This is a genomic window from Streptomyces cellostaticus (assembly GCF_023630175.1).
Lineage (GTDB): Bacteria > Actinomycetota > Actinomycetes > Streptomycetales > Streptomycetaceae > Streptomyces > Streptomyces cellostaticus_A.
This window is the reverse complement of record NZ_JALLIN010000035.1, coordinates 1-22,942: the sequence shown is the minus strand read 5'-3', so window position 1 is coordinate 22,942 and position 22,942 is coordinate 1. Positions and strand designations below refer to the sequence as shown.

23 protein-coding genes and 1 riboswitch are annotated in these 22,942 nt (G+C 73.0%); of the genes, 7 read left to right on the top strand and 16 right to left on the bottom strand.

Annotated features, from left to right (window positions below; genetic code table 11):
- The first annotated feature begins 175 nt into the window (after nt 1-175).
- On the top strand, nt 176-796 hold the full coding sequence (locus MXD57_RS21925) for a uridine kinase family protein (protein WP_250403501.1): 621 nt from the start codon (nt 176-178) through the stop codon (nt 794-796).
- Between the two features lie 431 nt (nt 797-1,227).
- On the top strand, nt 1,228-3,090 hold the full coding sequence (locus MXD57_RS21920; protein ID WP_250403457.1) for an AAA family ATPase: 1,863 nt from the start codon (nt 1,228-1,230) through the stop codon (nt 3,088-3,090).
- Nucleotides 3,091-3,546: 456 nt separating this feature from the next.
- On the opposite strand, the gene MXD57_RS21915 is transcribed toward MXD57_RS21920, so the two are convergent.
- The 10 genes from MXD57_RS21915 to MXD57_RS21870 all read right to left on the bottom strand — a co-directional run bounded on the left by MXD57_RS21915 (nt 3,547) and on the right by MXD57_RS21870 (nt 12,846).
- Entirely contained in the window at nt 3,547-4,632 is a 1,086-nt protein-coding gene (locus MXD57_RS21915; protein ID WP_250403456.1) for a hemolysin family protein, read from the bottom strand.
- Complete coding sequence (locus tag MXD57_RS21910) at nt 4,629-5,963, bottom strand: hemolysin family protein (RefSeq protein WP_250403455.1); 1,335 nt, start codon at nt 5,961-5,963, stop codon at nt 4,629-4,631. The genes MXD57_RS21915 and MXD57_RS21910 overlap by 4 nt, the downstream gene beginning before the upstream one ends.
- A gap of 206 nt (nt 5,964-6,169) precedes the next feature.
- Nucleotides 6,170-6,622 (bottom strand): PH domain-containing protein, encoded by a 453-nt coding sequence (locus MXD57_RS21905; protein ID WP_250403454.1) that lies wholly within the window; start codon nt 6,620-6,622, stop codon nt 6,170-6,172.
- Nucleotides 6,623-6,637: 15 nt separating this feature from the next.
- Nucleotides 6,638-7,486, bottom strand: a complete 849-nt coding sequence (hisG, locus tag MXD57_RS21900) for an ATP phosphoribosyltransferase (protein WP_250403453.1) — start codon at nt 7,484-7,486, stop codon at nt 6,638-6,640.
- A gap of 72 nt (nt 7,487-7,558) precedes the next feature.
- Nucleotides 7,559-7,831: a phosphoribosyl-ATP diphosphatase gene (locus MXD57_RS21895; protein ID WP_019983911.1), complete on the bottom strand. Its 273-nt coding sequence runs from the start codon at nt 7,829-7,831 to the stop codon at nt 7,559-7,561.
- Between the two features lie 34 nt (nt 7,832-7,865).
- Complete coding sequence (gene ribH, locus MXD57_RS21890; protein ID WP_250403452.1) at nt 7,866-8,351, bottom strand: 6,7-dimethyl-8-ribityllumazine synthase; 486 nt, start codon at nt 8,349-8,351, stop codon at nt 7,866-7,868.
- Nucleotides 8,352-8,373: 22 nt separating this feature from the next.
- Complete coding sequence (locus tag MXD57_RS21885; RefSeq protein WP_250403451.1) at nt 8,374-9,687, bottom strand: bifunctional 3,4-dihydroxy-2-butanone-4-phosphate synthase/GTP cyclohydrolase II; 1,314 nt, start codon at nt 9,685-9,687, stop codon at nt 8,374-8,376.
- Nucleotides 9,684-10,325, bottom strand: a complete 642-nt coding sequence (locus MXD57_RS21880) for a nicotinamide mononucleotide transporter family protein (protein WP_250403450.1) — start codon at nt 10,323-10,325, stop codon at nt 9,684-9,686. The genes MXD57_RS21885 and MXD57_RS21880 overlap by 4 nt, the downstream gene beginning before the upstream one ends.
- Nucleotides 10,322-10,927, bottom strand: a complete 606-nt coding sequence (locus MXD57_RS21875) for a riboflavin synthase (RefSeq protein WP_250403449.1) — start codon at nt 10,925-10,927, stop codon at nt 10,322-10,324. The genes MXD57_RS21880 and MXD57_RS21875 overlap by 4 nt, the downstream gene beginning before the upstream one ends.
- Before the next feature lie 157 nt (nt 10,928-11,084).
- Nucleotides 11,085-11,215: riboswitch (FMN riboswitch) on the bottom strand.
- Nucleotides 11,216-11,631: 416 nt separating this feature from the next.
- On the bottom strand, nt 11,632-12,846 hold the full coding sequence (locus MXD57_RS21870) for an ROK family transcriptional regulator (protein WP_250403448.1): 1,215 nt from the start codon (nt 12,844-12,846) through the stop codon (nt 11,632-11,634).
- A gap of 117 nt (nt 12,847-12,963) precedes the next feature.
- On the opposite strand from MXD57_RS21870, the gene MXD57_RS21865 reads away from it, so the two are divergent.
- The gene (locus MXD57_RS21865) at nt 12,964-14,178 is read left to right on the top strand and encodes an MFS transporter (RefSeq protein ID WP_250403447.1); all 1,215 of its coding nucleotides are present in this window, start codon (nt 12,964-12,966) and stop codon (nt 14,176-14,178) included.
- Here MXD57_RS21865 and MXD57_RS21860 read toward each other — a convergent pair.
- A complete protein-coding gene (locus MXD57_RS21860) occupies nt 14,138-14,596 on the bottom strand; it encodes an acyl-CoA thioesterase (protein WP_250403446.1) in 459 nt (152 codons plus the stop codon). The genes MXD57_RS21865 and MXD57_RS21860 overlap by 41 nt on opposite strands.
- 199 nt (nt 14,597-14,795) lie before the next feature.
- Here MXD57_RS21860 and MXD57_RS21855 point away from each other — a divergent pair, with 199 nt between their 5' ends.
- The 3 genes from MXD57_RS21855 to MXD57_RS21845 all read left to right on the top strand — a co-directional run bounded on the left by MXD57_RS21855 (nt 14,796) and on the right by MXD57_RS21845 (nt 18,158).
- Complete coding sequence (locus tag MXD57_RS21855) at nt 14,796-16,187, top strand: uracil-xanthine permease family protein (RefSeq protein WP_250403445.1); 1,392 nt, start codon at nt 14,796-14,798, stop codon at nt 16,185-16,187.
- 257 nt (nt 16,188-16,444) lie between these two features.
- On the top strand, nt 16,445-17,131 hold the full coding sequence (locus MXD57_RS21850) for a DUF5995 family protein (RefSeq protein ID WP_250403444.1): 687 nt from the start codon (nt 16,445-16,447) through the stop codon (nt 17,129-17,131).
- Nucleotides 17,132-17,228: 97 nt separating this feature from the next.
- A complete protein-coding gene (locus MXD57_RS21845) occupies nt 17,229-18,158 on the top strand; it encodes an LLM class F420-dependent oxidoreductase (RefSeq protein ID WP_250403443.1) in 930 nt (309 codons plus the stop codon).
- 42 nt (nt 18,159-18,200) lie between these two features.
- On the opposite strand, the gene MXD57_RS21840 is transcribed toward MXD57_RS21845, so the two are convergent.
- Together MXD57_RS21840 and MXD57_RS21835 are read right to left on the bottom strand one after the other, a co-directional pair.
- Complete coding sequence (locus MXD57_RS21840) at nt 18,201-19,913, bottom strand: flavin monoamine oxidase family protein (protein ID WP_250403442.1); 1,713 nt, start codon at nt 19,911-19,913, stop codon at nt 18,201-18,203.
- A gap of 47 nt (nt 19,914-19,960) precedes the next feature.
- The gene (locus tag MXD57_RS21835) at nt 19,961-20,749 is read right to left on the bottom strand and encodes a carbon-nitrogen hydrolase family protein (RefSeq protein WP_250403441.1); all 789 of its coding nucleotides are present in this window, start codon (nt 20,747-20,749) and stop codon (nt 19,961-19,963) included.
- A gap of 637 nt (nt 20,750-21,386) precedes the next feature.
- On the opposite strand from MXD57_RS21835, the gene MXD57_RS21830 reads away from it, so the two are divergent.
- A complete protein-coding gene (locus MXD57_RS21830; RefSeq protein WP_250403440.1) occupies nt 21,387-21,602 on the top strand; it encodes a hypothetical protein in 216 nt (71 codons plus the stop codon).
- Between the two features lie 334 nt (nt 21,603-21,936).
- On the opposite strand, the gene MXD57_RS21825 is transcribed toward MXD57_RS21830, so the two are convergent.
- The 3 genes from MXD57_RS21825 to MXD57_RS21815 form a co-directional block, all read right to left on the bottom strand.
- Nucleotides 21,937-22,320, bottom strand: a complete 384-nt coding sequence (locus MXD57_RS21825) for a DUF742 domain-containing protein (RefSeq protein WP_250403439.1) — start codon at nt 22,318-22,320, stop codon at nt 21,937-21,939.
- Between the two features lie 8 nt (nt 22,321-22,328).
- Entirely contained in the window at nt 22,329-22,766 is a 438-nt protein-coding gene (locus tag MXD57_RS21820; protein ID WP_250403438.1) for a roadblock/LC7 domain-containing protein, read from the bottom strand.
- The coding region (locus MXD57_RS21815; RefSeq protein WP_250403437.1) for a hypothetical protein at nt 22,756-22,942 on the bottom strand (187 nt) is incomplete at its 5' end. The genes MXD57_RS21820 and MXD57_RS21815, both read right to left, overlap by 11 nt.

Sequence of the window (22,942 nt, the reverse complement as noted above, 5' to 3'; positions counted from 1 at the left end):
ACGAATTTGGATACATAATCCCTTGGATTGACCGGCGCTCAGCCAGTGGTTCAAGAAGCGACGTTTTCTCGCCGCTCCGGGATCCGGGCGCGCCCCAACGGCACCCGTGCCGGCCGCCGCAACTACACTGATTCCGGAAAACACCCCCACACCGCATCACACCTCGGGAATCGCCATTCACGATCTCGCCGTCCGACTGCGTGGGCTGCCCCCCTCACTGGGGCCGGTCCGGCTGATCGCCGTCGACGGGCACGCGGGCTCCGGGAAGACCACCTTCGCCGGGCGGCTGGCCGCCGCGCTGGGCGGGGCGCCGGTGCTGCACCTGGACGACATCGCCAGCCACGAGCGGCTCTTCGACTGGACCGAGCGGCTGGAGTCGCAGGTGATCGGCCCGCTGGCCCGGGGCGAGAGCGCCCGGTACACCCCCTACGACTGGCACGCCCGGGCGTTCGGCCCGCCGCGGCCGCTGCCGCCCGCGCCCGTGGTCGTCATCGAGGGAGTCGGCGCCGGACGCCGGGCACTGCGGCCGCGTCTGGCGCGGCTGCTGTGGATGGAACTGCCGCGGGAGGAGTCCTGGGCGCGCGGCAGACTGCGGGACGGGGACGAGCAGCGCGCGTTCTGGTCCGGGTGGGTCGAGGCGGAGCGCGCGCACTTCGCCGCCGACCCCTCGCGCCCCCACGCGGATCTCCTGGTGCGGCAGACACCGGAGGGATACGAGGTGCTGACGGGACCGGCGGGCATCTCAGGACCGGGCCAGGATGTCACTCACGGTGACGATGTGTCCGCGGTGCGGTGAGCGCACCAAGACCCCTGCGGCGGAACTTCCTTGACTGCTCCACGATTGCTTGACCGGGGAGCCGTGCAGGTCTTACGTTCTGAATGTGCGGCCCTCGGGAGCCGCCCGACGACGCGAAGCCCCCGGTTGTTCCCCCGTGACCGGGGGCTTCGTTCTGCCCGCGGAGCACTCTCCCGGCTCACTCGCGCACCGAAACGCTCACCCTGGGTCACCCCTTCCTGTGCGCCCCGTCTGCTTCCACCTCACCGAACGGGCCGTGCGGCACCCTTCGGCAGGCGGTCGCCGCACGGGTACGATGCCATCGGTGCGACCTTCGGGCGACTGCCTCGCGCACCTGCAACTCCGGTCCGCGGCACAGCGGTTCGTGCGCGGCGGCCGTCGGGCGACTGCCCGGCGGTGAACCAACGGGGGCACGGTCTGTGGGGGACGGGATGGACTTCGGCATGCAGGGCCCCGAGGCCCCGGCCGACCTCGCCTGGCTGCGAGGTGTGGACGCCTACACGATGGGCGCCTATCCCCAGGCGGAGGAGGAGTTCCGCGTCGCGGTCCGGATGGACCCGGGGATGGCGGACGCCTGGCTCGGACTGCACGCGCTGCGGGTGGACACGACCACCGCGCTGCTGAGGATGTTCCGGCACCGGGAGCGCTTCGGGGAGCAGCGCGCCCGGCACCGCCGCACCCTCAACTCCTGGTACTGGCTGGGATGGTGGGTGCAGCCGGTGCTGGAGAGCCCGCGTGATCTGCTGCTGGCGCACGCCTCGCACTGGCTGGACGGCCGGCACGTGCCCGAGCTGGACCGGGCTCTCGCCGGGCTCCCCCCGGTGGACACCGACCCCCAGGTCCGCTTCCTGCACGCCTGCCGCGCCTACCTGGTCAAGGACTGGGACCAGCTCGTGCGGCACACCGACCCGCTGGTGGACGACCCCCTGCTCGGCATCGAGGCGGGTCTCTTCGGCGGCATGGCCCGGGTCCGCCTGGAGATGTTCGGCCAGGCCGAGCCGCTGCTCGCGGCGGCCCTGATGCGCTGCCGCAGCGAGCAGCCGCAGCGCAAGGAGCTGCGGTACTGGCTGGCGCGGGCGCACGAGGGCACCGGGCGCAGCGCCGCCGCGCTCCCCCTGTACCGGGCGGTGCACCGGATCGATCCGGCCTTCATGGACACCTCCGCCCGGCTGGCCGCGATCGCCGAGGGCGACGGGTACGACGACCCCGCCGACTTCGCGGCTCTCACCCTGACCGGTGCCGGGGCGGACGCCATGGACGGGCCGGACACGCTCGATCCGCTCTTCGGCACGGAGGGCCGCGATCTGCGGCTCACGGAACCGGACCTGCCCACGGGGCCGCTGCCGTCGGTCTCCGACCGGGTGGTGCGGGTCAGGAGCGGGGTGCCCTCGTCCGTCCTGCCGGCCGGGCCGACCGATCCCGCGCTGCTCGAGGAGGCGCTCGCCGAGCTGGAGCGGATGGTGGGGCTCGAGCCGGTCAAGCGCCAGGTCAAGGCGCTGTCCGCGCAGCTCAACATGGCACGGCTGCGCGCCGGGCAGGGGCTGCCGGTGCAACCGCCCAAGCGGCACTTCGTGTTCTCCGGTCCCCCGGGGACGGGCAAGACCACGGTCGCGCGGATCCTGGGGCGCGTGTTCTACGCGCTGGGGCTGCTCGGTGGCGACCATCTGGTGGAGGCGCAGCGGGCCGACCTGGTCGGGGAGTACCTGGGGCAGACGGCCGTGAAGGCCAACGAGCTGATCGACTCCGCGATCGGCGGGGTGCTGTTCGTGGACGAGGCGCACTCGCTGTCCAACTCGGGGTACGGCAAGGGGGACGCGTACGGGGACGAGGCGCTTCAGGTGCTGCTGAAGCGGGCCGAGGACAACCGGGACCACCTGGTGGTGATCCTGGCCGGCCATCCGGAGGGCATGGACCGGCTCCTCACCGCGAACCCGGGGCTCTCCTCCCGGTTCACCACACGCGTCGACTTCCCCTCCTACCGGCCGCTGGAGCTCACCGAGATCGGCAAGGTGCTCGCGGCGGACAACGGGGACCAGTGGGACGAGGAGGCGCTGGAGGAACTGCGGTCCATCGCGGGGCACGTGGTCGACCAGGGATGGATCGACGAGCTGGGGAACGGCCGGTTCCTGCGGACGCTGTACGAGAAGAGCTGTGCCTACCGGGATCTGCGGTTGTCGGGGTATCCCGGGGCACTGTCCCGGGGGGACCTCGCGACGTTGCGGCTGCCCGATCTGATGCAGGCGTACGGGGAGGTGCTGTCGGGGCGGGGGCCGCAGGATCCGTCGGCTCTCTAGTGCTGTGACCGGAAAGGTTCACCGGCTCGCGGCGTCCGGCACGGCACCTCGCCGCGTCGTCGCATCACCCGAGTACGTCCGGTACGCGGACGACGCTCCGCCTTGCGATGCACCGCACCGGACGCCGCGAGCCTTCCGGCAGACCCTTCCGGTCACAGCACTAGCGCCGCGCCGGCCAAGGTCTGCCCGTCGAGGAGCGGCGTCCGGTGGGTGTGGTCCCGGCGTGCCGGCCGGAAGCCCTCGCAGCGGATGTACTCGGGCTCGCGGGCCGGTGCGGCGAGAGTGCCCGCCGGGCCCCCGCGCCGGGGCGAACCGGCTCAGACGGCACCGGGCGCCGGTGAACGGTGTCGGCCGGGGGCGCGGGGGCGCTGTCGGCCCGGCCGGGCTTCTTCCGCGACGCAGGGGCCGAAGGCGTCCGCGCCCACCCGCCGGGTGGGCGGGTGGGCGCCGACGCGGTCAGGCCAAGGCCTGTTCCGGGTTCCCGGTGGCTCGCGGCTCGGCGAGCTTGACGTCCGGGAGTCTGCGGTGGGCCGGGTCGCGGACCTCGCCGACCAGCAGTTCCAGGACGTCCTCCAGGGCCACCAGACCCAGGATCCGGCCCGAGGCGTCCGCGACCTGGGCCAGGTGGGTGGCGGCCCGGCGCATGACCGTCAGGGCGTCGTCGAGCGGGAGTTCCGAGCGGAGCGTGGTCATGGGGCGCCACACGTGCTGCGGGACGGCCCGGTCGGAGTCCTCCAGGTCCAGGACGTCCTTCACGTGGACGTACCCCATGAAGGGGCCCTTGTCCGCCGCCGCGACCGGGAAGCGGGAGTAGCCCGTGCGGGCCGTGAGCTGGACGATCTCGCCCGGGGTGACCGACGGCGGCACGGTGATCAGGGACTCGCGCCGCAGCAGGACGTCCGTCACCGGGCGGGAGCCCAGCTCCAGCGCGTCCTCCAGACGCTCCTGCTCCTCGGGGTCCAGCAGGCCCGCCTGGCCGGAGTCCTCCAGCAGGCGGTTGAGCTGCTCGCTGGTGACGACGGCCTCGACCTCGTCCTTGGGCTCGACCCGGAAGAGCCGCAGAACGCCCTGGGCGCAGGCGCCGAGGGCCACCGTGATGGGCCGGCACAGCCGGGCGAAGGCGACCAGTCCCGGGCTGAGCCACAGCGCGGCCTTCTCGGGGGCCGCCATCGCGAGGTTCTTCGGCACCATCTCGCCGATGACGAGGTGGAAGAAGACCACCGCCGCGAGGGCGATGACGTAGCCGAGCGGGTGGATCACGCCGTCCGGCAGGTGGATCCACTCGAAGACCGGCTCCAGCAGGTGCGCGACGGTGGGCTCGGCGACCGCGCCGAGGGTCAGCGAGCAGACGGTGATGCCGAACTGGGCGGCTGCCATCATCTGCGGCAACCGCTCCAGGCCGTACAGCACCTGGCGGGCCCGGGCCGTGCCCAGCGGTTCGATCTGGCTGCGGCGGACGGAGACGAGCGCGAACTCGGCACCGACGAAGAAGCCGTTGGCGAGCACGAGCAGCCCGGCGAAGACCAGTTGGAGGACGCTCATCGGACGGCCTCCATGACGTTCACGGCCGGGGCCGTGCGGACCAGGCGGACCCGTTCGGCCCGGTAGTGGCCCACCCGGCGCACGGACAGCCGCCAGCCGGGGAGTTCGGCGCGGTCACCGGGGGCCGGGATGCGGCCGAGCAGGTCGGCGACGAGTCCGGCGACGGTCTCGTACGGCCCCTCGGGCACGTCCAGTCCGATGCGCTTCAGGACGTCGACACGGCAGCCGCCGTCCACGTCCCAGGCGGGCCGGCCGTCCTCCGCCGGGGCGGGTGCCAGCTCCGGCGCGTCCTTGGCGTCGTGCTCGTCGCGGACCTCGCCGACGAGCTCCTCGACGATGTCCTCCAGGGTGACCACACCGGCCGTCCCGCCGTACTCGTCCACGACGACCGCGATCGGCTGCTCGCTGCGCAGCCGGGCGAGGAGGGGCTGGACGGGCAGCGTCTCGGGCACGAGCAGCGCCCTGCGCGCGATACGGCCGACCGGGGTCCGCAGCCGGTCGTTCACGGGGACCGCCAGCGCGTCCTTGAGGTGGGCCATGCCGACCACGTCGTCGATCTTCTCCCGGTAGACGGGGAAGCGGGACAGCCCGGTGGCCCGGGTCAGGTTGACCACGTCCTCGGCGGTGGCCGAGTCCTGCAGGGCACTGACCTTGACCCGGGGGGTCATGACGTGCTGCGCGGTCAGCTCGCCCAGGGACAGGGTGCGTACGAACAGGTCGGCCGTGTCCTGTTCCAGGGCGCCGGCCTGTGCCGAGTGCCGGGCCAGGGAGACCAGTTCGCCCGGGGTGCGGGCGGATGCCAGTTCGTCGGCGGGCTCGACGCCGAGGGCGCGCACCAGCCGGTTGGCGACCGTGTTCAGCGCGGAGATCACCGGGCGGAACAGCCGGGAGAAGAGGTGCTGGGGGCCCGCGACGAAGCGCGCGACCTGCAGGGGCCGCGACACCGCCCAGTTCTTGGGCACGAGTTCGCCGATCACCATCTGGATCGCGGAGGCCAGCAGCATGCCGGTGACCACGGCCACACCGGAGACGGCGCCCCGGGGGACGCCGACCGCGGTGAACGGGCCGCGCAGCAGCGCGGCCAGGGCCGGTTCGGCGAGCATGCCGACGACCAGGGAGGTGATGGTGATGCCGAGCTGGGTGCCGGAGAGCTGGAAGGAGAGCTCCTTCAGTGACTCGACGACCGTGCCGGCGCGCTTGTCGCCGTCGGCGGCGGCCCGCTCGGCGTCCGGGCGCTCGACCGTCACCAGGCCGAACTCGGCCGCCACGAAGAAGCCGTTGGCCAGGATCAGCAGGAAGGCCGCCGCGAGGAGCAGCAAGGGGGTGGTCATGATGCCGCCGCCTCCATGTGGTGGGGGGAGGGGGCGGCGCAGGTACTACAGGACGATCCGTCCATCGCCGGAGGGGTTCACTCCTCGGGTAGCAGGAACCCCTGCGCACCGGGCGCGGCGCCACAGGGGCGGAGGCGCGACGAAACGCCTCCACCTCACAGATTAGTCAAGACACGGCCCGGTGTGGCACGGCGGACGTCACCGATTCATCCCTGATCTTCGCCGGCCGGCGCCGCGGAGCGGTCCTCGACGAGCGCCCGGAGTGCCCGCGCGTCGGCGATGGCACGCTGCTTGGCGAGACCCGGCTGGATGCCGAGCGCGGGCAGGCTGGTGCCGTCGCTGAGGTTGAGGAACACCCAGGGATCGCCCGGACGGAGGTTCACCTGAAGGATTTCCGCCCAGGCCAGGCGCCGTTTGCTCGCGATGTTGACCACGGTGACGCCGGAGTCGTCGGCGACCACCCTGACCCGGGCGAGCTGGGCGAGCGCCCAGAAGATGAGCGCGCCGGTGACGAAGAAGCTGGCCCGCTCCCCCGGACCGAGGTCCAGCAGCATGGCGACACCTGAGATGACCAGGAAGATCGCCACCCCGGCGGTGAGCAGGATCACTCGTGTGCGCCCCGGCCGGAAGGTCACGGGGAGAGTGGGAAGCTCGGACATCTGTTCGCGCACCCCTCAGAGGCGGCAGGCGTGGATGGCCGTGGTCAGGATGGCGCGGGCGCCGATCTCGTAGAGATCGTCCATGATCCGCTGGGCCTCCTTGGCGGGGACCATGGCGCGGACGGCGACCCAGCCCTCGTTGTGCAGCGGGGAGACCGTCGGCGACTCCAGGCCGGGGGTGAGCGCGACGGCCTTCTCGAGCTGCTCGACGCGGCAGTCGTAGTCCATCATGACGTACGTCCGGGCGACCAGGACGCCCTGGAGGCGGCGCAGGAACTGCTGGACCTTGGGCTCCTCGCCGTCGGCGCCGGTACGGCGGATGACGACGGCCTCGGACTTCATGATGGGCTCGCCGAAGACCTCCAGCCCCGCGTTGCGCAGGCTGGTCCCGGTCTCCACGACGTCGGCGATGACCTCGGCGACGCCCAGCTCGATGGCGGTCTCGACGGCGCCGTCCAGGTGGACGACGGAGGCGTCGACGCCGCTGTCGGCGAGGTGCCCGGCGACGATGCCCTCGTAGGAGGTGGCGACCGTCCGGCCCTTGAGGTCCGCCACGCCCGTCGCGGTGCCGGGCCGGGCGGCGAAGCGGAACGTGGAGCGGGCGAACCCGAGCGGCAGGATCTCCTCGGCGTCAGCGCCGGAGTCGACCAGCAGGTCGCGCCCCGTGATGCCGATGTCGAGCCGGCCGGAGGACACGTAGATCGCGATGTCACGGGGACGGAGGTAGAAGAACTCGACCTCGTTCACCGGGTCGACGACCCGCAGTTCCTTGGACTCCCGGCGCTGCTGGTAGCCGGCCTCATGCAGCATGTCCGCCGCAGGGCCGGACAGGGAACCCTTGTTGGGGACGGCGATGCGCAGCATGTGGTCGGCTTCCTTTGCGTTCAGGTGCGTTCAGGTGTGTGCGAGGGGAGCGGGGCCGCGAGCGGGCACGGCTCAGAGGTGGGCGTAGACGTCGTCCAGGGAGATGCCGCGGGCCACCATCATCACCTGGACGTGGTAGAGGAGCTGCGAGATCTCCTCGGCCGCCGCTTCCTTGCCCTCGTACTCGGCGGCCATCCAGACCTCGGCGGCCTCCTCGACGACCTTCTTGCCGATGGCATGGACCCCCTTGCCGACCAGCTCTGCGGTGCGGGAAGTGGCGGGATCGCCCTGGGCGGCCTTGTGCTGGAGCTCGGTGAAGAGCTCCTCGAAAGTCTTCTTGGACATGGTGGTGCCCACCCTACGCGGTACGGGCGGCTGCTCAGTGCCAGGGTTCGGATACCGAGCGGAGCGTGACCGCGGTGGCGACCGCCGCGGTGACGGCCTCGTGCCCCTTGTCCTCGCTGGAGCCCTCGATACCGGCCCGGTCCAGGGCCTGCTCCTCGGTGTCGCAGGTGAGCACGCCGAAGCCGACCGGCACGCCGGTCTCGACGGAGACCTGGGTGAGGCCCTGGGTGACCCCCTGGCACACATAGTCGAAGTGGGGGGTTCCGCCGCGGATGACGACGCCGAGGGCGACCACCGCGTCGTAGCCGCGGCCCGCGAGGGCCTTGGCGGCGACCGGGAGCTCGAAGCTGCCCGGGACCCTGATCAGGGTCGGCTCGTCGATCCCGAGGTCGTGCAGGGCGCGCAGGGCGCCGTTCACCAGACCGTCCATCACCTCGTCGTGCCACTGGGCCGCGATGACGGCGACCCTGAGATCGCTCGCGCCCCGTACGGACAGCTCCGGTGCACCCTTGCCGCTCACATCTCTCCTCAGTGCTGTTCTCTTACTGGTTGCCGCAGGTGGACGCGGGCGAGGCCGCGGAGGCGGCCACGGCCGGCGTGTCCAGCCAGGGCAGGTCGTGTCCCATCCGGTCCCGCTTGGTGCGCAGGTACCGGAGGTTGTGCTCGCCCGCCTGGACGGGCATCGGCTCGCGGCCGGTGACCTCCAGGCCGTGGCGCAGCAGCGCGTCGGTCTTGTCCGGGTTGTTGGTCATCAGGCGGACGCCGCGCACGCCGAGGTCGGCGAGGATCCGCGCGCCGGCGCCGTAGTCGCGGGCGTCGGCGGGCAGGCCGAGTTCGAGGTTGGCGTCGAGGGTGTCGTGCCCCTGCTCCTGCAGTTGGTAGGCGCGCAGCTTGGACAGCAGGCCGATGCCGCGCCCCTCGTGGCCGCGCAGGTAGACGACGACTCCCCGGCCCTCGGCCTGGATGCGTTCCATGGCGGCGTCGAGCTGGGGCCCGCAGTCGCAGCGCAGGGAGGCGAAGACGTCGCCGGTGAGGCATTCGGAGTGGACGCGGACCAGGACGTCCTCGCCGTCGCCGATGTCGCCGTGCACGAGGGCGACGTGCTCGACGCCGTCGACGGTGGAGCGGTAGCCGTAGGCGGTGAAGGTGCCGTGCCTGGTGGGCAGGCGGGTCTCGGCCTCGCGGCGGACGGTGGGCTCGCTGTCGCGGCGGTAGGCGATCAGGTCCTCGATGGAGATGATCGTCAGACCGTGCTTGCGGGCGAACGGGATCAGTTCGGGCAGCCGCAGCATCCGGCCGTCCTCGCCGGCGATCTCCACGATGGCGCCGGCCGGACGCAGGCCGGCGAGCCGGGCGAGGTCCACGGCGGCCTCGGTGTGGCCGTTGCGGGTCAGTACACCGCCCGGCCTGGCGCGCAGCGGGAAGACATGGCCGGGGCGGACCAGGTCGGTGGGCTCGGCGGTGCCGCTCGCCAGGAGTTGGAGCGTGGTGGCCCGATCGGCGGCCGAGATGCCGGTGCTCACGCCGTGCGCGGCGGAGGCGTCCACGGAGACGGTGAAGGCGGTCCTCATCGACTCGGTGTTGTCCTCGACCATCTGCGGCAGCCGCAGCCGGTCCAGTTCGGAGCCCTCCATGGGGGCGCAGATCAGGCCCCGGCACTCGCTCATCATGAAGGCGACGATCTCGGGAGTTGCCTTCTCGGCGGCGACGACGAGGTCGCCCTCGTTCTCCCGGTCCTCGTCGTCGACGACCACGATCGGGCGGCCGGCCGCGATGTCGGCGATGGCCTGCTCGACGGGGTCGAGCCCGAATTCCTCGATGCGTTCGGTGCTGCGGAGCAGAGGTGCCGAGGTCATGCCGGCGCTCCTTCCAGAACGGGCCGCGCGCCCTCGCGGGAGCGCAGCCACCAGTCGCGCATGCCCCACAGGACGAGCGCGCCGTAGATGACGTAGACGAAGCCGGAGAAGGCGTAGCCGTTGGCGAAGTTGAGGGGCACGCCGACGAGGTCGACGAGCAGCCAGGCGATCCAGAACTCGACCATGCCCCTGGCCTGGGCGTACATGGCGGCGATGGTGCCGACGAAGATGTAGGCGTCCGGCCAGGGGTCCCAGGAGAGGTTCGGGTGGGCCTTGAAGAGCAGAGCGACGGCGACGGTGCCGGCAGCGGCGGCGGCGAGTATCGCCGCGCGCTCGGTCCAGCTCGCGAACCGGGGTGCGATGTGCCCGTCCGAGGCCCGGTCCCTGCCGCGCTGCCACTGCCACCAGCCGTACAGCGCGACCGCCATGACGACGGCCTGCTTGCCGGCGCTGCCGGCCAGGTGGCCGTAGAAGGCCCCGAAGAGGACCAGGCCGGACAGGAACTGCACGGGCCAGGTCCACAGCGAGCGGCGCCAGCCGAGGGCCAGGGCGATGAGGCCGAGGAGGTTGCCGGTCATGTCGGACCAGATGATGTGCTGGCCGAGGAGGGTGAAGGCCTCGGAGTTCATCCAGTTCACTTGCCGTCCCCCCGTCCGGCCGCGAGCAGCCGCTCCACGTACTTGGCGATGACGTCGACCTCGAGGTTGACCGGGTCGCCGGGCTGCTTGTGGCCGAGCGTCGTCAGGGCGAGGGTGGTCGGGATGAGGCTCACCGTGAAGTGGTCGGCGCCCGCGTCGACGACGGTGAGGCTGATGCCGTCGACGGTGATGGAGCCCTTCTCCACGACGTAGCGGGCGAGGTCGGCGGGCAGCGAGACCTTCACGATCTCCCAGTTGTCGGACGGCTTGCGCTCCAGGACCCGCCCGGTGCCGTCCACGTGCCCCTGCACGATGTGCCCGCCGAGGCGCGCGCCCACCGCGGTGGGGCGCTCGAGGTTGACGCGGGAGCCGACACCGAGCGCGCCCAGGCTGGAGCGGTCCAGCGTCTCGGCCATGACGTCGGCGGTGAACTCGTCGCCCTCGTGGTCGACGACGGTGAGACAGACCCCGTTCACGGCGATGGAGTCGCCGTGCTGCGCGCCCTCGGTCACGACGGGGCCGCGGAGCCGGAAACGGGAGGCGTCGCCGAGATTCTCGACGGCGGTGACCTCACCCAGCTCTTCGACGATTCCGGTGAACACTTCCCGGGTCCTCCTGCCTCATGGGGGCACGGACTCCGGGGCCTGTCGAGGACGACAGAATGAACGGGAGGACAGCTCCGGGGCGACGCCGAACAGGGACCCGTCCAGCTGCGGACGCGTCCAGATACGGCGACGCGCATGAGAACATGCCCGCCCGCCGCGCACTGCCTCCCATCCGGACTTTAACCGTCGGTCCAGGAATTTCACCTGGTCAACCGGCCGCTGGAAGCGACCGGGTCGCGGACTGTAACCGCCGGTTCGGACTTTCACCGACCCCGGAGTGCGCTGCTTCTGGTACAGGGTCAGTGTGCCACGACCGGCACGGGTCCATGCGGGTGAATGATGTGGAGTGACTCACAGGCCGCCCGCCCGGGCACCCGTCGGCGACATATTGGTCCGGACCATTGACCCTACTGGTCTAGTCCTTTTAGGGTGCGGGCGGGCCCGGCGGTGGTGACGACGGCCCTTGCCCGCCGCCGGGCCGCGCCAGGCCGGACGAGGTCCGGCGCGGACCCGCCGCTCACGACGGGTCCGCGCCGCCCCGAGGCACGAGGGGCACTTCGCGCGGAGGCACCCGGCGCCGCGGGGACGGAGAGCACCCGGGCGCGATCCGGGTGGCCGCGGGACCGGGGCGCCGGGCCCCGGCGCCCTTCGTTCGGACCGTGCCGGGCCCCGCGAGCCCGGCACGGTCCGAACGAGCGGCCCTAAGGGCCGGCCGGGGCGAACAACTCGTCCTGGGCCCGGTCCCGGGCCGTCAGCAGGGCGCCGCGCAGGACCGCGCCACCGCCCAGGCGGCCGGCCCGGACCTCGGTCGCCAACGGGGACATCCGGCGGAGCCGCTCGGCGACGCGCTCGGCGAGCACGGCTCCCCCGGCCTGCCCGATCTCCCCGCCGAGGACCACGCAGCCCGGGTCGAGGACGGCGACGACGGAGGCGGTACCGATGGCGATCCGACCGGCCAGGGCGTCGAGGAAGCCTTCGGCGGGACCTGTCCCGGACCCTGCGGCGGGCGGCTGCGCCACCCGCGCCACGGCCGCCCGCACCGCGACCGCCACGCCCGGCCCGTCGGCCCGCTCCACCCCCGGCAGACCGTGCTCCTCGGCCAGCCGGGCGATCGCCGCCGCTCCCACCAGCGAGTGGAAGCCGCCGTCGCAGTCCGTCGCCGACGGCAGGACCGCGGTGCCCGGGAGCGGCAGGAAGCCGATCTCCCCCGTGCCACCGGAGGCACCGCGGCGCAGGGCTCCGTCCAGGACGACCGCGGCGCCGACGCCGTGGCCGAGCCAGAGCAGGACGAAGGTGTCCCGGTCGCGGGCCGCACCCTCGCGCTGCTCGGCCAGGGCGGCCAGGTTGGTCTCGTTCTCCACGGTCACCCGGGCCCCGGGCAGCCGCTCCTGGAGGGCCGCGGACAGCCGGCGGTGCCAGGCCGGCAGTCCGCCGGAGTCGCGGAGGTCGCCGGTGGCCGGGTCGACGAGGCCCGGCGCCCCGATCCCGACGGTGTGCAGCCGCCGCCCCCCGGCCGCCTCGGCCGTCCGCTCCACCGCCGCCACCACCCGCTCCACCGCGGACCCGGTCCCACCGCCCCCGCCGATGGGCACCGACCGCTCGGCGAGCACGTGCCCCACCAGGTCGGAGACCAGCACGAGGACGCCCTCGGTGCGCACGTCGAGCGCGGCCAGGTGGGCACGGTCGGCGACGATGCCGTACAGCCGGGCGTTCGGGCCGCGGCGCTGCTCGCCGGACTCCCCCACCACGGTGATCAGACCGGAGGCGCCGAGCCGTTCGACGAGGTCGGCGACCGTGGGCCGGGACAGTCCGGTCAGTTGCTTCAACTGCCCTGCCGTCAGCGGACCTTCCCGCTGCAGCAGACGCAGGGCGAGCCGGTCGTTGATGGCCCGGGCGGTGCTCGGTGATGCGGGCATGACGGGCATCCTCGCAGACGGGCGCGGCCGAATCGCCCACTGCCTATCAGGAAGGGTCCCTGATAGTTTACGCGGGAGCGGTGACGGCGCCGCGGGGAACCGGGGAGGGACCGGAACATGGGTGACGTGAGCGGTGCAGGTGACGACGTGCGGCGCGCCCGGTACGCCGTCGCGGCCGTGTTCGCCGTGCACGGCGCCGTGACCGGCTCCTTCGCCACCCGGGTGCCCTGGGTGCAGGAACATGCCTCGCTGACCGCGGGGCAACTCGGCTTCGCCCTGGCCTTCACGGCGTTCGGCGCCTCCTGCGCGATGCCGCCGGCGGGCCGCATCAGCCACTCCCTCGGCAGCCGCACGGCACTGCGCGGGCTGCTCGCGCTGTGGACGCTGTCGCTGGTCCTGCCGTCCCTCGCGCCGAACATGTACACGCTGTGCCTGGCGATGTTCGCCTACGGCGCGAGCGCGGGCATGGCCGACGTCGTGATGAACGCCCTGGGGGTCGAGGTGGAGCGGCTGCTCGGCAGGTCCGTCATGTCGGGCCTGCACGGCATGTGGAGCGCGGGGGCGCTGATCGGCTCGGCGGCCGGCACGCTGGCCGCCCACCTGGGCGCCGACGCGCGGCTGCACTTCGCGCTGGCCGCGGCCGTCCTCACCGTGCTGGGCCTGGCGGCCTGCTCGGGCGTACTGGACGTGCATCCCGCCGAGGACGAGGAGCCGCCCCCGCGGTTCACGCTGCCGCCCCGCTCGGCGCTGCTCATCGGCGCGGTCGGGTTCTGCGCGGTGTTCGCGGAGGGGGCCAGCCTGGACTGGTCGGCGGTGTTCCTGCGGGACCGGCTGGACGGCTCGGCCGGGGTCGCGGCCGCCTGCACGACCGGGTTCATGCTGACCATGGCGGTGGCCCGGATCGCCGGGGACACGGTGGTGAACCGCTTCGGGGCGGTTCGCACCGTGCGGGCCGGCGGGGTGCTCGCCGGGTTCGGCGGCGTGCTGATCGTGCTCGCCGGGCGACCGGCCCCGGCGATGGCGGGGTTCGCCCTGATGGGGCTCGGCATAGCCGTGGTCGTACCGCTGTGCTTCGCGGCGGCCGGGCACGCCGGCCCCCACCCCGGTCAGGCCATCGCGGGGGTGGCGACCATCACGTACACCTCGGGGCTGATCGCGCCCGGCCTGATCGGCGGGGTGGCGCAGGCGACCAGCCTGGTGGTGTCGTTCTGCGTGGTGACCGTCCTGGCCTGCGGTCTCGCGGCGTTCGCGGGAGTGCTGCGCACCGCGGAGCACGGCGGCCGCACCGGGGTCAGTCCGCGGGTCGCAGAAGTTCCCGGCCCACGGCCCTGAAGGCCTCGCTCCACGGCGCCGGGCGCAGCGTCGTCGCGTCCAGCCGGACCAGGACCCGGGTGCCGCGCGCGTAGGTCTGCGCGCCGTCGGCCGAGCAGAAGCGGAAGCCGTAGGTGAGGCCCGTCGTGCCGAGCCGCTCCAGCCAGAGGTGGACGGCGTAGCTGCCCGGCCGGGTCACCGGCGCCTCGTAGCCGATGCTCAGTTCGCGGACGGCGTTGCAGGCGTCACCGGCGGCGTGCCAGTCGCCGTCGAAGCCGACGCCGTGCTCGTTCCACAGTTCGGTCCAGGCGCGCTCGACCATCAGCGGGTAGCGGGCGTTGTGCAGCAGCCCGAGCGCGTCCAGGTCGTCGACGTGGACGGTGACGGGGATCAGCCGGCCGTGGGCGACGGCGGGGGCTATCGGGGCTTCGGCGGTCACGGAGGTGCTCCTGGGCGAGGGGACGGGGACGACAGGGACCCCTCCATACTAAGCGACCGCTCAGCAGGGATGTCCGGGTCACCGCAGGTCAGCGCCGCCACCGCGGGCCGAGGAACGGGACGGGGTGCGCGTGGAGCCACCGGCCACCCCCGACAATGGGGTGGCAAGTCCTCATGTACAGAGAAAGCGAAACCCCACCATGGACCTCGGCGTGCGCTGGAAGCTGCACGGTGACGGGCGCACGCCCGCGCCCGGAGCAGTGGTACGCCCCGACGAACGGCTCTCCTGGCCACGCACGGTGGGCCTGGGCGCCCAGCACGTGGTGGCGATGTTCGGAGCCTCCTTCGTGGCCCCCGTGCTCATGGGCCTGGACCCGAATCTGGCGATCATGATGTCGGGCGTGGCGACCGTGATCTTCCTGCTCGCCACCCGGGGACGGGTCCCGAGCTATCTGGGCTGCTCCCTGTCCTTCGTCGGGGTGGCCGCGGTCATCCGCGCGCAGGGCGGCACGAGCGCCACGGTGACCGGCGCGGTCCTGGTGGTCGCCGCCGTGCTGTTCCTGGTGGGCCTCGCGGTGCGGCGCTTCGGCGCGCGGGTCATCCACGCCGCCATGCCGCCCGTCGTCACCGGCGCGGTCGTGATGCTGATCGGTTTCAACCTGGCTCCGGTGACCGCCTCGACGTACTGGCCGCAGGACCAGTGGACGGCCCTGCTGGTGATGCTGTTCACCGGACTGGCGGTCGTCTGCCTGCGCGGTTTCTGGTCACGGATCGCGATCTTCCTGGGACTGGTCCTCGGGTACGGGATCTCCTGGGCGTTCGACCGGATCTTCGGGAAGATCCACTCGGTGGACGCGAGCGGCAGGCTCACCGACCACTGGCGGCTCGACCTGTCCGGCGTCTCCGGGGCCGACTGGATCGGCCTGCCGTCCTTCCACGGCCCCTCGTTCCAGTGGTCGGCGATCCTGGTCGCGCTGCCCGTCGTCATCGCGCTGATCGCGGAGAACGCCGGGCACGTCAAGGCGGTGGGGGAGATGACCGGGGATCCGCTGGACGACGAGCTCGGCACGGCGATCTCCGCGGACGGCGTCGGATCGATGCTGTCGACCGCGGTGGGCGGCCCGCCCACCACCACCTACTCCGAGAACATCGGCGTGATGGCCGCGACCCGCGTCTACTCCACCGCCGCCTACTGGGCCGCGGCCTGCTTCGCACTGCTCTTCGGCGTCTGCCCGAAGTTCGGCGCGGTCGTCGCCGCGATCCCGGGCGGGGTGCTCGGCGGCATCACCGTCATCCTCTACGGCATGATCGGCCTGCTCGGCGCGCAGATCTGGATCAACGCCGAGGTCGACCTGCGCAACCCGCTCAACCTGGTGCCGGCCGCCGCGGGCATCATCATCGGCGTCGGCAACGTCACCATGACGTTCACCGACACCTTCTCGCTCAGCGGCATCGCGCTCGGCACCCTGGTCGTCATCACCGGCTACCACGCGCTGCGCGCCCTCGCGCCGGCCCACTTCAGGACGCAGGAGCCGCTGCTGGACGAGGGCACGTCCAGCTACGACGAGAACGGTCGGCGCACCGAGTCCTAGTGCCGCGGGCTGCCGCCGCGCTCCCCCGCGGGCGCACGACGGCCGCCACGGCACCTCGCCGCGTCGTCGGACCGCGCCGACACGCCCCTGGTAGGAGGAGGGCCTCCGCCTCGCGGCGCACCGCGTCCGGCGCCGTGCGCCGATCCGCCGGGGCCACGGGGCGGCCCCTGGTGCCGCGTCCGCCGAGGTTCCCCCGTTCCGGGGAAGCACCGGGCCGGTCGGCACGCGGGCCGGTCCAGGACTGCGACCCTTCCCCCATGGCGCAGTTGGAACATCTCACCACTCCCGTCGACGCCGTCCTGGCCCGGATGCGCGCGCTCGACGCGGAGCTGCCCGAGCGGGACGGGGTGGCCGTGTTCAACCGCGTCTACCTCGCCGTCACCGAGGAGGTCGGCCGGCGGCTGGACGCGGGGGTGTTCGCGGACCGGCGGGCGGCGGCCACGCTGGACGTGCGGTTCGCCGAGCGGTACCTGGCCGCGGTCGACGCGGTGGCCCGGGACCGCCGCCCACCCGCCTGCTGGCGGCCCCTGTTCCAGTTCCGCCGCCACCCCGGGGTGCGGCCGCTGCAGTTCGCGCTGGCGGGCATCAACGCGCACATCGGGCACGACCTGGCGCTCGCCGTGGTGGACGCCTGCCGCACCCTCGGCTGCGAACCGGGCGACCTGGAGGACGAGTTCGACCGTGTGGGCGACCTCCTCGCCTCGCTGGAGGAACGCATCCGCGAAGATCTGATGCCCGGCCCCGACCTGCTCCAGATCGCCGATCCGATCACCCACCTGGTGGGCGCCTGGAGCCTGGAGCGGGCCCGGCAGGCCACCTGGGCGGCGGCCCGGGCGCTGTGGGCGCTGCGCCACTGCGGTGGCCTCGCCGGGGAGTTCACCGAACGGCTGGACGCGGCGGTCGGCTTCGCCGGGCGGATGCTGCTGACACCCTACGGCGACTGAACCGCGGCGTTCGGCCCGCCTGCGCCGGGCCTCCTGGAACTCCACGCCGTTCTCGGTAGGTTGGACCCGGAATCGACCGCGAAGGAGTTCACGGCACATGACCGCTCGGCTCGGCCTCGGCCTCCCGCAGAACCGGCAGTACCACCTGGGCAGGGACGTGCCCGACGTGGCGCGCGCGGCGGAGCGGATCGGATACGACAGCCTCTGGGTGTACGAGCGCGCCCTGTTCCCGGAACCCGCCGGCCAGGGCCTGTACGGCGTCCCGGGGCTCCCCTGGCCCGACTCCTACCGCGGCGTCGCCGAACCCCTGGTCACCCTGACCCTGGCCGCGGCCGTCACCGAACGCGTCGAGCTGGGCTCCAGCGTGCTGGTCGCGCCGCTGCACCTGCCCTTCCAGCTCGCGAGGGCCCTCGCCACGCTGGACGCGGCGAGCGGGGGCCGGGTGATCGCCGGTTTCGGCACCGGCTGGTCCCACGACGAGTACGCGGCGGCGGGCGTGCGGCCCTTCGCCGAACGCGGGCGGGTGCTGGACGAACTGATCGACGTGTGCCGGGCCGTGTGGGGGCCGGACCCGGTCGTGCACGAGGGCCCGACCACCCGGATCTCCTCCGCGGTGGTCGGCCCCAAGCCGGCCCGGCCGATCCCGATCCTGCTCGCGGCGAGCGGCGGGCGGGCGCTGCGGCGCCTGGTGGACCACGCCGACGGCTGGATGCCGGTCGCCGCGGGCGTCGAGCAGGTCGCCGCCCAGTGGGCCGAGCTGCGGGACCTGGCCGCCGAACGCGGCCGCCGGGAGCCCGTCCGGACCGTGCTGCGGGTCAACGCGGTCCACTCGGCCGAGCCCCGCGCGGGCGAGGACCGGCGGCCGTTCCGGGGCGACGCCGACCAGATCGTCGAGGACCTGGTCCGGTACGCCGGAATCGGCCTGGACGAGATCCTGGTGGACCTGCAGAGCGCCCCGCGCGACGCACAGGAACTCAAGGACGTCGCCGCCGAGGTGTTCGAGAAGGCGCGGGCGGCCGGGATCTGAGCCCGGCCGCCCGCGCCTCGGCGTGTTCCCCCTGGGACCCGGTCAGTCCTCGGGCAGTTCCACCGGGGCGATCTCGTCGTAGACGTCGCCCGGGCCCGGGTTGGTCGGGTCGGTCTCGCCGCCGAGGTGGTGCATGACGCCCCAGACCGCGTTCAGCGCGGTCTGGATCGCGCCCTCGGCCCAGCCGGCCGTCCAGGAGATGTCGTCACCGGCGAGGAAGATGCCCCGCTTGTCCTCGGGCAGCCGGTCCTGCATGAAGTGCGTGAACAGGCGCCGCTGGTAACGGTAGTGGCCGGGCAGGTTGGCCTTGAACGCGCCCATGAAGTAGGGCTCGTTCTCCCAGGACACGGTCACCGGGTTGCCGATGACGTGCTTCCTGATGTCGACGTTCGGGTAGATCTCGCCGAGCGACTTCAGCATGACCTCCATCCGCTCGTTCGCGGACAGCGGCAGCCACTTCAGGCTGTCGTCGCACCAGGTGTACGACAGGCAGATCACGGCCGGCTTGTCCGGGCCGTCGTCCAGCAGGTAGGTACCGCGCGTCATGCGGTCCGTGAGCGTCATCGACATGACGTCCCGGCCCGTCGGCTCGCCCTTGTCGTCGACGGCCTTGTCCAGCCAGAACGGCCGGTCGACGGGGACGAAGAGCTTGCTGGACTCCATGTAGTGGGTGCGCTCGATCGCCGTCCAGTGGTCGATCGGGAAGAGCGAGTCGTCGCAGGCGATCTTCGACAGCAGCATCCAGGACTGGGCGGTGAAGACGGCCGCCCGGAAGGTGCGGATGTCGCCGTTCGCGTCGGTGACGGTGATCCGGTTGCCCGAGGTGCGGTGCAGCCGGGTCACGGCGGGGCGGGGCTCGCCGTCCGTGTGCAGGGACTTCAGCGAGGTGCCGTACGGCCAGTGGACGATCTTCTCCGGCTCGCGCTCCCACATCCGGAGCGGAAGCTGCTGGGAGCCGCCGACGATGCCGCGGTGGTGGTCGTCGGCCTCGGTGTAGACGACGCGCAGGATCTCCAGGATGGAGTTCGGGAAGTCGGTGTCCCAGCCACCGGTGCCGAAGCCGACCTGGCCGAAGATCTCCCGGTGCCGGAAGGACTTGAAGGCCTCGGATTCGCAGAGGAAGCCGTAGAAGGTCTGGTTGTCCAGCTTCTCCACCAGCCTGGCCCAGATCTCACGGATGCGCGGCACGTCCCGCTCGCGCAGCGCGCGGTTCATGTCGGAGAAGTCGGCGCCCTCCTCCAGGCACTTGTTCCAGGCGTCGGCGACGTCCCGGTACACCTGGGGCAGGTCGTCGACGGTCTCGGCGTAGTGCGACTCGCCCTTGAGGTCCACCACGGTGGACGGGGTGGCCTCGGCCAGCGGGTTCGGGAACGGCCTGGTCTCGAGGTCCACCAGGTCGATGTAGTGCTGGAGCGCGGTGGAGGACGGCGGGAAGCGCATCGCGCCCATCTCGGCGGTCAGCGACTCGTCGCAGCCCTCGAAGCCGACCGTGCGCAGCCGGCCGCCGAGCTGGTCGGCCTCGTAGACGACGGGCTTGAGGCCCATCTTCATCAGCTCGTAGGCGGCCACCACGCCGGACAGGCCGCCGCCGATGACGGCGACCTCGGTGCCGTGCTCGGTCGCCGGGATCTGGCCCAGGCCCGCCGGGTGGGCGAGGAAGTCGTCGTAGGCGTAGGGGAAGTCCGGGCCGAACATGGTGATCGGCGGCTGCTGCTCGTCTGCGTGCTCGACGGCGTTGGGCACGGTGGACGTCATGGGGTACGGACTCCTTGCGCGGGGGTGGTTCTGGAAGGGCTCGGGGATCAGACGAGGGACCGGTACAGACCGGGGCGGCGGTCCTTCAGGTACGGGTTGGCCTCGCGGGCGGCGGCCAGGAAACGCGGGTCGGCGTCGGCGAGGACGAGCTGCTCCTCACGGCCGGCGCGGGCGCGGGCGACGCCGTCGGGGCCGGCCAGGACCGACAGGCCGACGAACTCGAAGTCGCCCTCGTGGCCGACCCGGTTGACGTACGCCACGTACATCTGGTTCTCCCAGGCCCGCACCGGCACCAGGGACTCGGCGACGAACTGGAAGGGGTGCATCTGCGCCGTCGGCACCACGAGGAGGTCGGTGCCGGCCAGGGCGTGCGCCCGTACGTTCTCCGGGAACTCGACGTCGTAGCAGATCATCAGGCCCACGGTCAGACCGTTCAGCTCGGCCTGGACGACCGGCTGCCCGCCGGGCGTGAAGTGGTCCCGCTCGAAGCAGCCGAAGAGGTGGGTCTTGCGGTAGTTCGCGAGCCGGGTGCCGTCGGCGGAGATCAGCTGGGCGGAGTTGTACACGGTCCCGCCGTCGCGCTCGGGGTAGCCGTAGGCGATCGCCAGGCCGTGCCGGCCGGCGATCTCGGCGACGGCGTCCGCGGAGTCGCCGTCGGCGGGCTCGGCGAGGCGGGCGACGCCGTCGCCGATCGCGTACCCGGTGAGGAACAGCTCCGGCGCGGCCAGCAGCGCGGCGCCCGCGGCGGCGGCCCGGCCCGCGGCCTCGTCGAGAGCCTTGAGGTTCTCGGCGATCGAGCCGGGGCGGCCGGAGCTCTGGAGCAGGGCGGTGCGCATGCGTGTCCTCACCGGGAAGGGGGGTCGGGGGCCGTGTGGGAGGGCCATGTAGACGGTACGGTCGGCGCGCTCGGCCGGACAAGGAGGAGCCGTTGCGCGCCGGTGCGCGGTTCGTTGCGTGGCGGGCGGCCCGGGCGGCGATTCGTTGCGCACCCCTCGGGGGAGTCCGGCTCCCCCCGGGGACGCAGGTCACCACGGGGCTCCCCGCCGGTCGGGGGAGGCGGGACGCCACCTCGGGAGCGATGTGCGCGGGGCCCGCCGCCGGGACAGTGGTGGGCGTCCGCTTCACGAACCCGGTCTGCGGAAAGGACCGTCATGCAGCGTCGTACGAGGATCGCCTCCGTCACCGCCGCCCTGCTGATCACCGCCGGAGGGGCCGGATCGGCGACGCCCGGGCCCCCGGCAGCACCACCGGCACGAGGCCGCCGCGCTCACCGGCACGGCCAAGCTGTACCGGTCGGCCGGGGACGACATCACCTTCACCTTCGACGCGCATCTCGCTGCCGAGGACACCAGGACCCCGGCGAAGGCCACCGGCACCTTCGCGTTCAGTCACCACCTGCACGGCAAGGGCGCCTGGGCCAGGGCGAAGGTCGACTGCCTGATCACCGGGGGAAGGGTCGCCGTCGTCTCGGGGGTGATCACCGACACGGACCTGCCCGGCGCCAGGGGGAGGCGGCTCGGCGTCACCGTCCACGACCCCGGCCGGCACGACCGGCTCGGCTACAGCTGGGCGCTGACCGAGGACATCGGACCGAGGAACCTGCCCCGGTGCGTCTCGTCGGCCCCGTTCGAGCGGGTGCGGCCGGGCACGGGCGACTTCCACGTCGTGCCGTGGCAGCCCGCGCTCTAGTGCTGTGACCGGAAGGGTCTGCCGGAAGGCTCGCGGCGTCCGGTGCGGTGCATCGCACGGCGGAGCATCGTCCGCGTACCGGACGTACTCGGGTGATGCGACGACGCGGCGAGGTGCCGTGCCGGGCGCCGCGAGCCGGTGAACCCTTCCGGTCGCAGCACTAGTCGTGCTGCCGCGGGACGTCGGTGAGACGCGTGCCGGGTGCTCCCGGCCGGCCGGGAGCCCTCGTACTGGTTGCGCCGGGACTTCCGGCCGGCGCGCGCAGCGTGCCCGCCGGGCGTCGCGACCGGCTGCGACCTCGGCTGACGCGGCGCCGGGGCCTGTTGCGGAAGCCCTAGAGCTCGCGCAGCCGCTCCACGATCTCCCGGAGCAGTTCCGGGTCGGCGGCGGGGCCGGTGACGGGGTCGCGGCCCGGTTCGTCGATGCGGACCAGGCCGGCCTCGGCCAGGTCGCCGAGCAGGACCCGGACGACGGTGAGCGGCAGGTCGGCGTCCGCCGCCAGTTCGGCCACGGGGCGCGGGCCCCGCCGGACCAGGTCGAGCAGGGCCGCCGGGGCGTGGTCCAGGACCGGCCGGGCCGTGCCGTCCGGCTCCGTCGCGGTGACCCGGGCCATCAGGTCGACGGCGTGCCCGTCCGAGGGGCGGGCGCGGCCACGGGTCACGGTGTAGGGGCGGACCATCGACCCGGTCTCGTCCTCGTACCAGTGCTCGTCGCTCACCGCGGGGTTCAGGTGGCCGAGCGGGTCGCGGCGTCCAGGTGGCGGCCGAGGCGGCGGACCAGCAGGGCCATCTCGTGGGCGAGCTGTCCGACGTCGGTGCCCGCCTCGCTCAGCACGGCGAGCCGGCTGCCGTGGCCGGCCGGGGTGATGAAGAGGTACGCGTCCTCCAGCATGACCATGGTCTGCCGGACCTCGCCGGCCTCGAACCGCTCCCCCACCGAGCCGGCCAGCCCGTGGAAGCCGGAGCAGACGGCGGCCAGGTGCTCGACGTCCTGGTCCGGCATGCCCTCCGACCGGCTCAGGGGCAGGCCGTCGGCGGTGAGCAGCACGGCCTGGCGGACATGGTCGGTGCGGGCCACCAGGTCGTCGAGCAGCCAGCCGAGGCCGGTGCCGGGGGCACCGGCCGGCGTGGCCCGGTTCGCGGGGGTCTGGTCGTCACCGTGCATCGTCGGTGTCCGTCCCTTCGTCGGCGTGGGTGTGCGGTGCGTCCGGTTCACGGGTGGCCGCCTCGGGGGCGGCGGCCGTGGGCAGTCCCCTGCGGCCGCGGTCCAGACCACGCTGGAAGGCGCCGAAGATCGCCCGCATCTCCTCGGCGTCGGCCTCGCGCGCCGCGGCCGGCACC

Excerpts from the sequence above, each read along its gene's own strand:
- MXD57_RS21910 (WP_250403455.1), bottom strand. The coding sequence starts at position 5,963 with ATGACCACCCCCTTGCTGCTCCTCGCGGCGGCCTTCCTGCTGATCCTG.
- MXD57_RS21885 (WP_250403451.1), bottom strand. The coding sequence starts at position 9,687 with ATGACCTCGGCACCTCTGCTCCGCAGCACCGAACGCATCGAGGAATTC.
- MXD57_RS21835 (WP_250403441.1), bottom strand. The coding sequence starts at position 20,749 with ATGCGCACCGCCCTGCTCCAGAGCTCCGGCCGCCCCGGCTCGATCGCC.
- MXD57_RS21915 (WP_250403456.1), bottom strand. The coding sequence starts at position 4,632 with ATGAGCGTCCTCCAACTGGTCTTCGCCGGGCTGCTCGTGCTCGCCAAC.
- MXD57_RS21920 (WP_250403457.1), top strand. The coding sequence starts at position 1,228 with ATGGACTTCGGCATGCAGGGCCCCGAGGCCCCGGCCGACCTCGCCTGG.
- MXD57_RS21845 (WP_250403443.1), top strand. The coding sequence starts at position 17,229 with ATGACCGCTCGGCTCGGCCTCGGCCTCCCGCAGAACCGGCAGTACCAC.
- MXD57_RS21870 (WP_250403448.1), bottom strand. The coding sequence starts at position 12,846 with ATGCCCGCATCACCGAGCACCGCCCGGGCCATCAACGACCGGCTCGCC.
- MXD57_RS21865 (WP_250403447.1), top strand. The coding sequence starts at position 12,964 with ATGGGTGACGTGAGCGGTGCAGGTGACGACGTGCGGCGCGCCCGGTAC.
- MXD57_RS21850 (WP_250403444.1), top strand. The coding sequence starts at position 16,445 with ATGGCGCAGTTGGAACATCTCACCACTCCCGTCGACGCCGTCCTGGCC.
- MXD57_RS21855 (WP_250403445.1), top strand. The coding sequence starts at position 14,796 with ATGGACCTCGGCGTGCGCTGGAAGCTGCACGGTGACGGGCGCACGCCC.
- MXD57_RS21905 (WP_250403454.1), bottom strand. The coding sequence starts at position 6,622 with ATGTCCGAGCTTCCCACTCTCCCCGTGACCTTCCGGCCGGGGCGCACA.
- MXD57_RS21895 (WP_019983911.1), bottom strand. The coding sequence starts at position 7,831 with ATGTCCAAGAAGACTTTCGAGGAGCTCTTCACCGAGCTCCAGCACAAG.
- MXD57_RS21820 (WP_250403438.1), bottom strand. The coding sequence starts at position 22,766 with ATGCACGGTGACGACCAGACCCCCGCGAACCGGGCCACGCCGGCCGGT.
- hisG (WP_250403453.1), bottom strand. The coding sequence starts at position 7,486 with ATGCTGCGCATCGCCGTCCCCAACAAGGGTTCCCTGTCCGGCCCTGCG.
- MXD57_RS21840 (WP_250403442.1), bottom strand. The coding sequence starts at position 19,913 with ATGACGTCCACCGTGCCCAACGCCGTCGAGCACGCAGACGAGCAGCAG.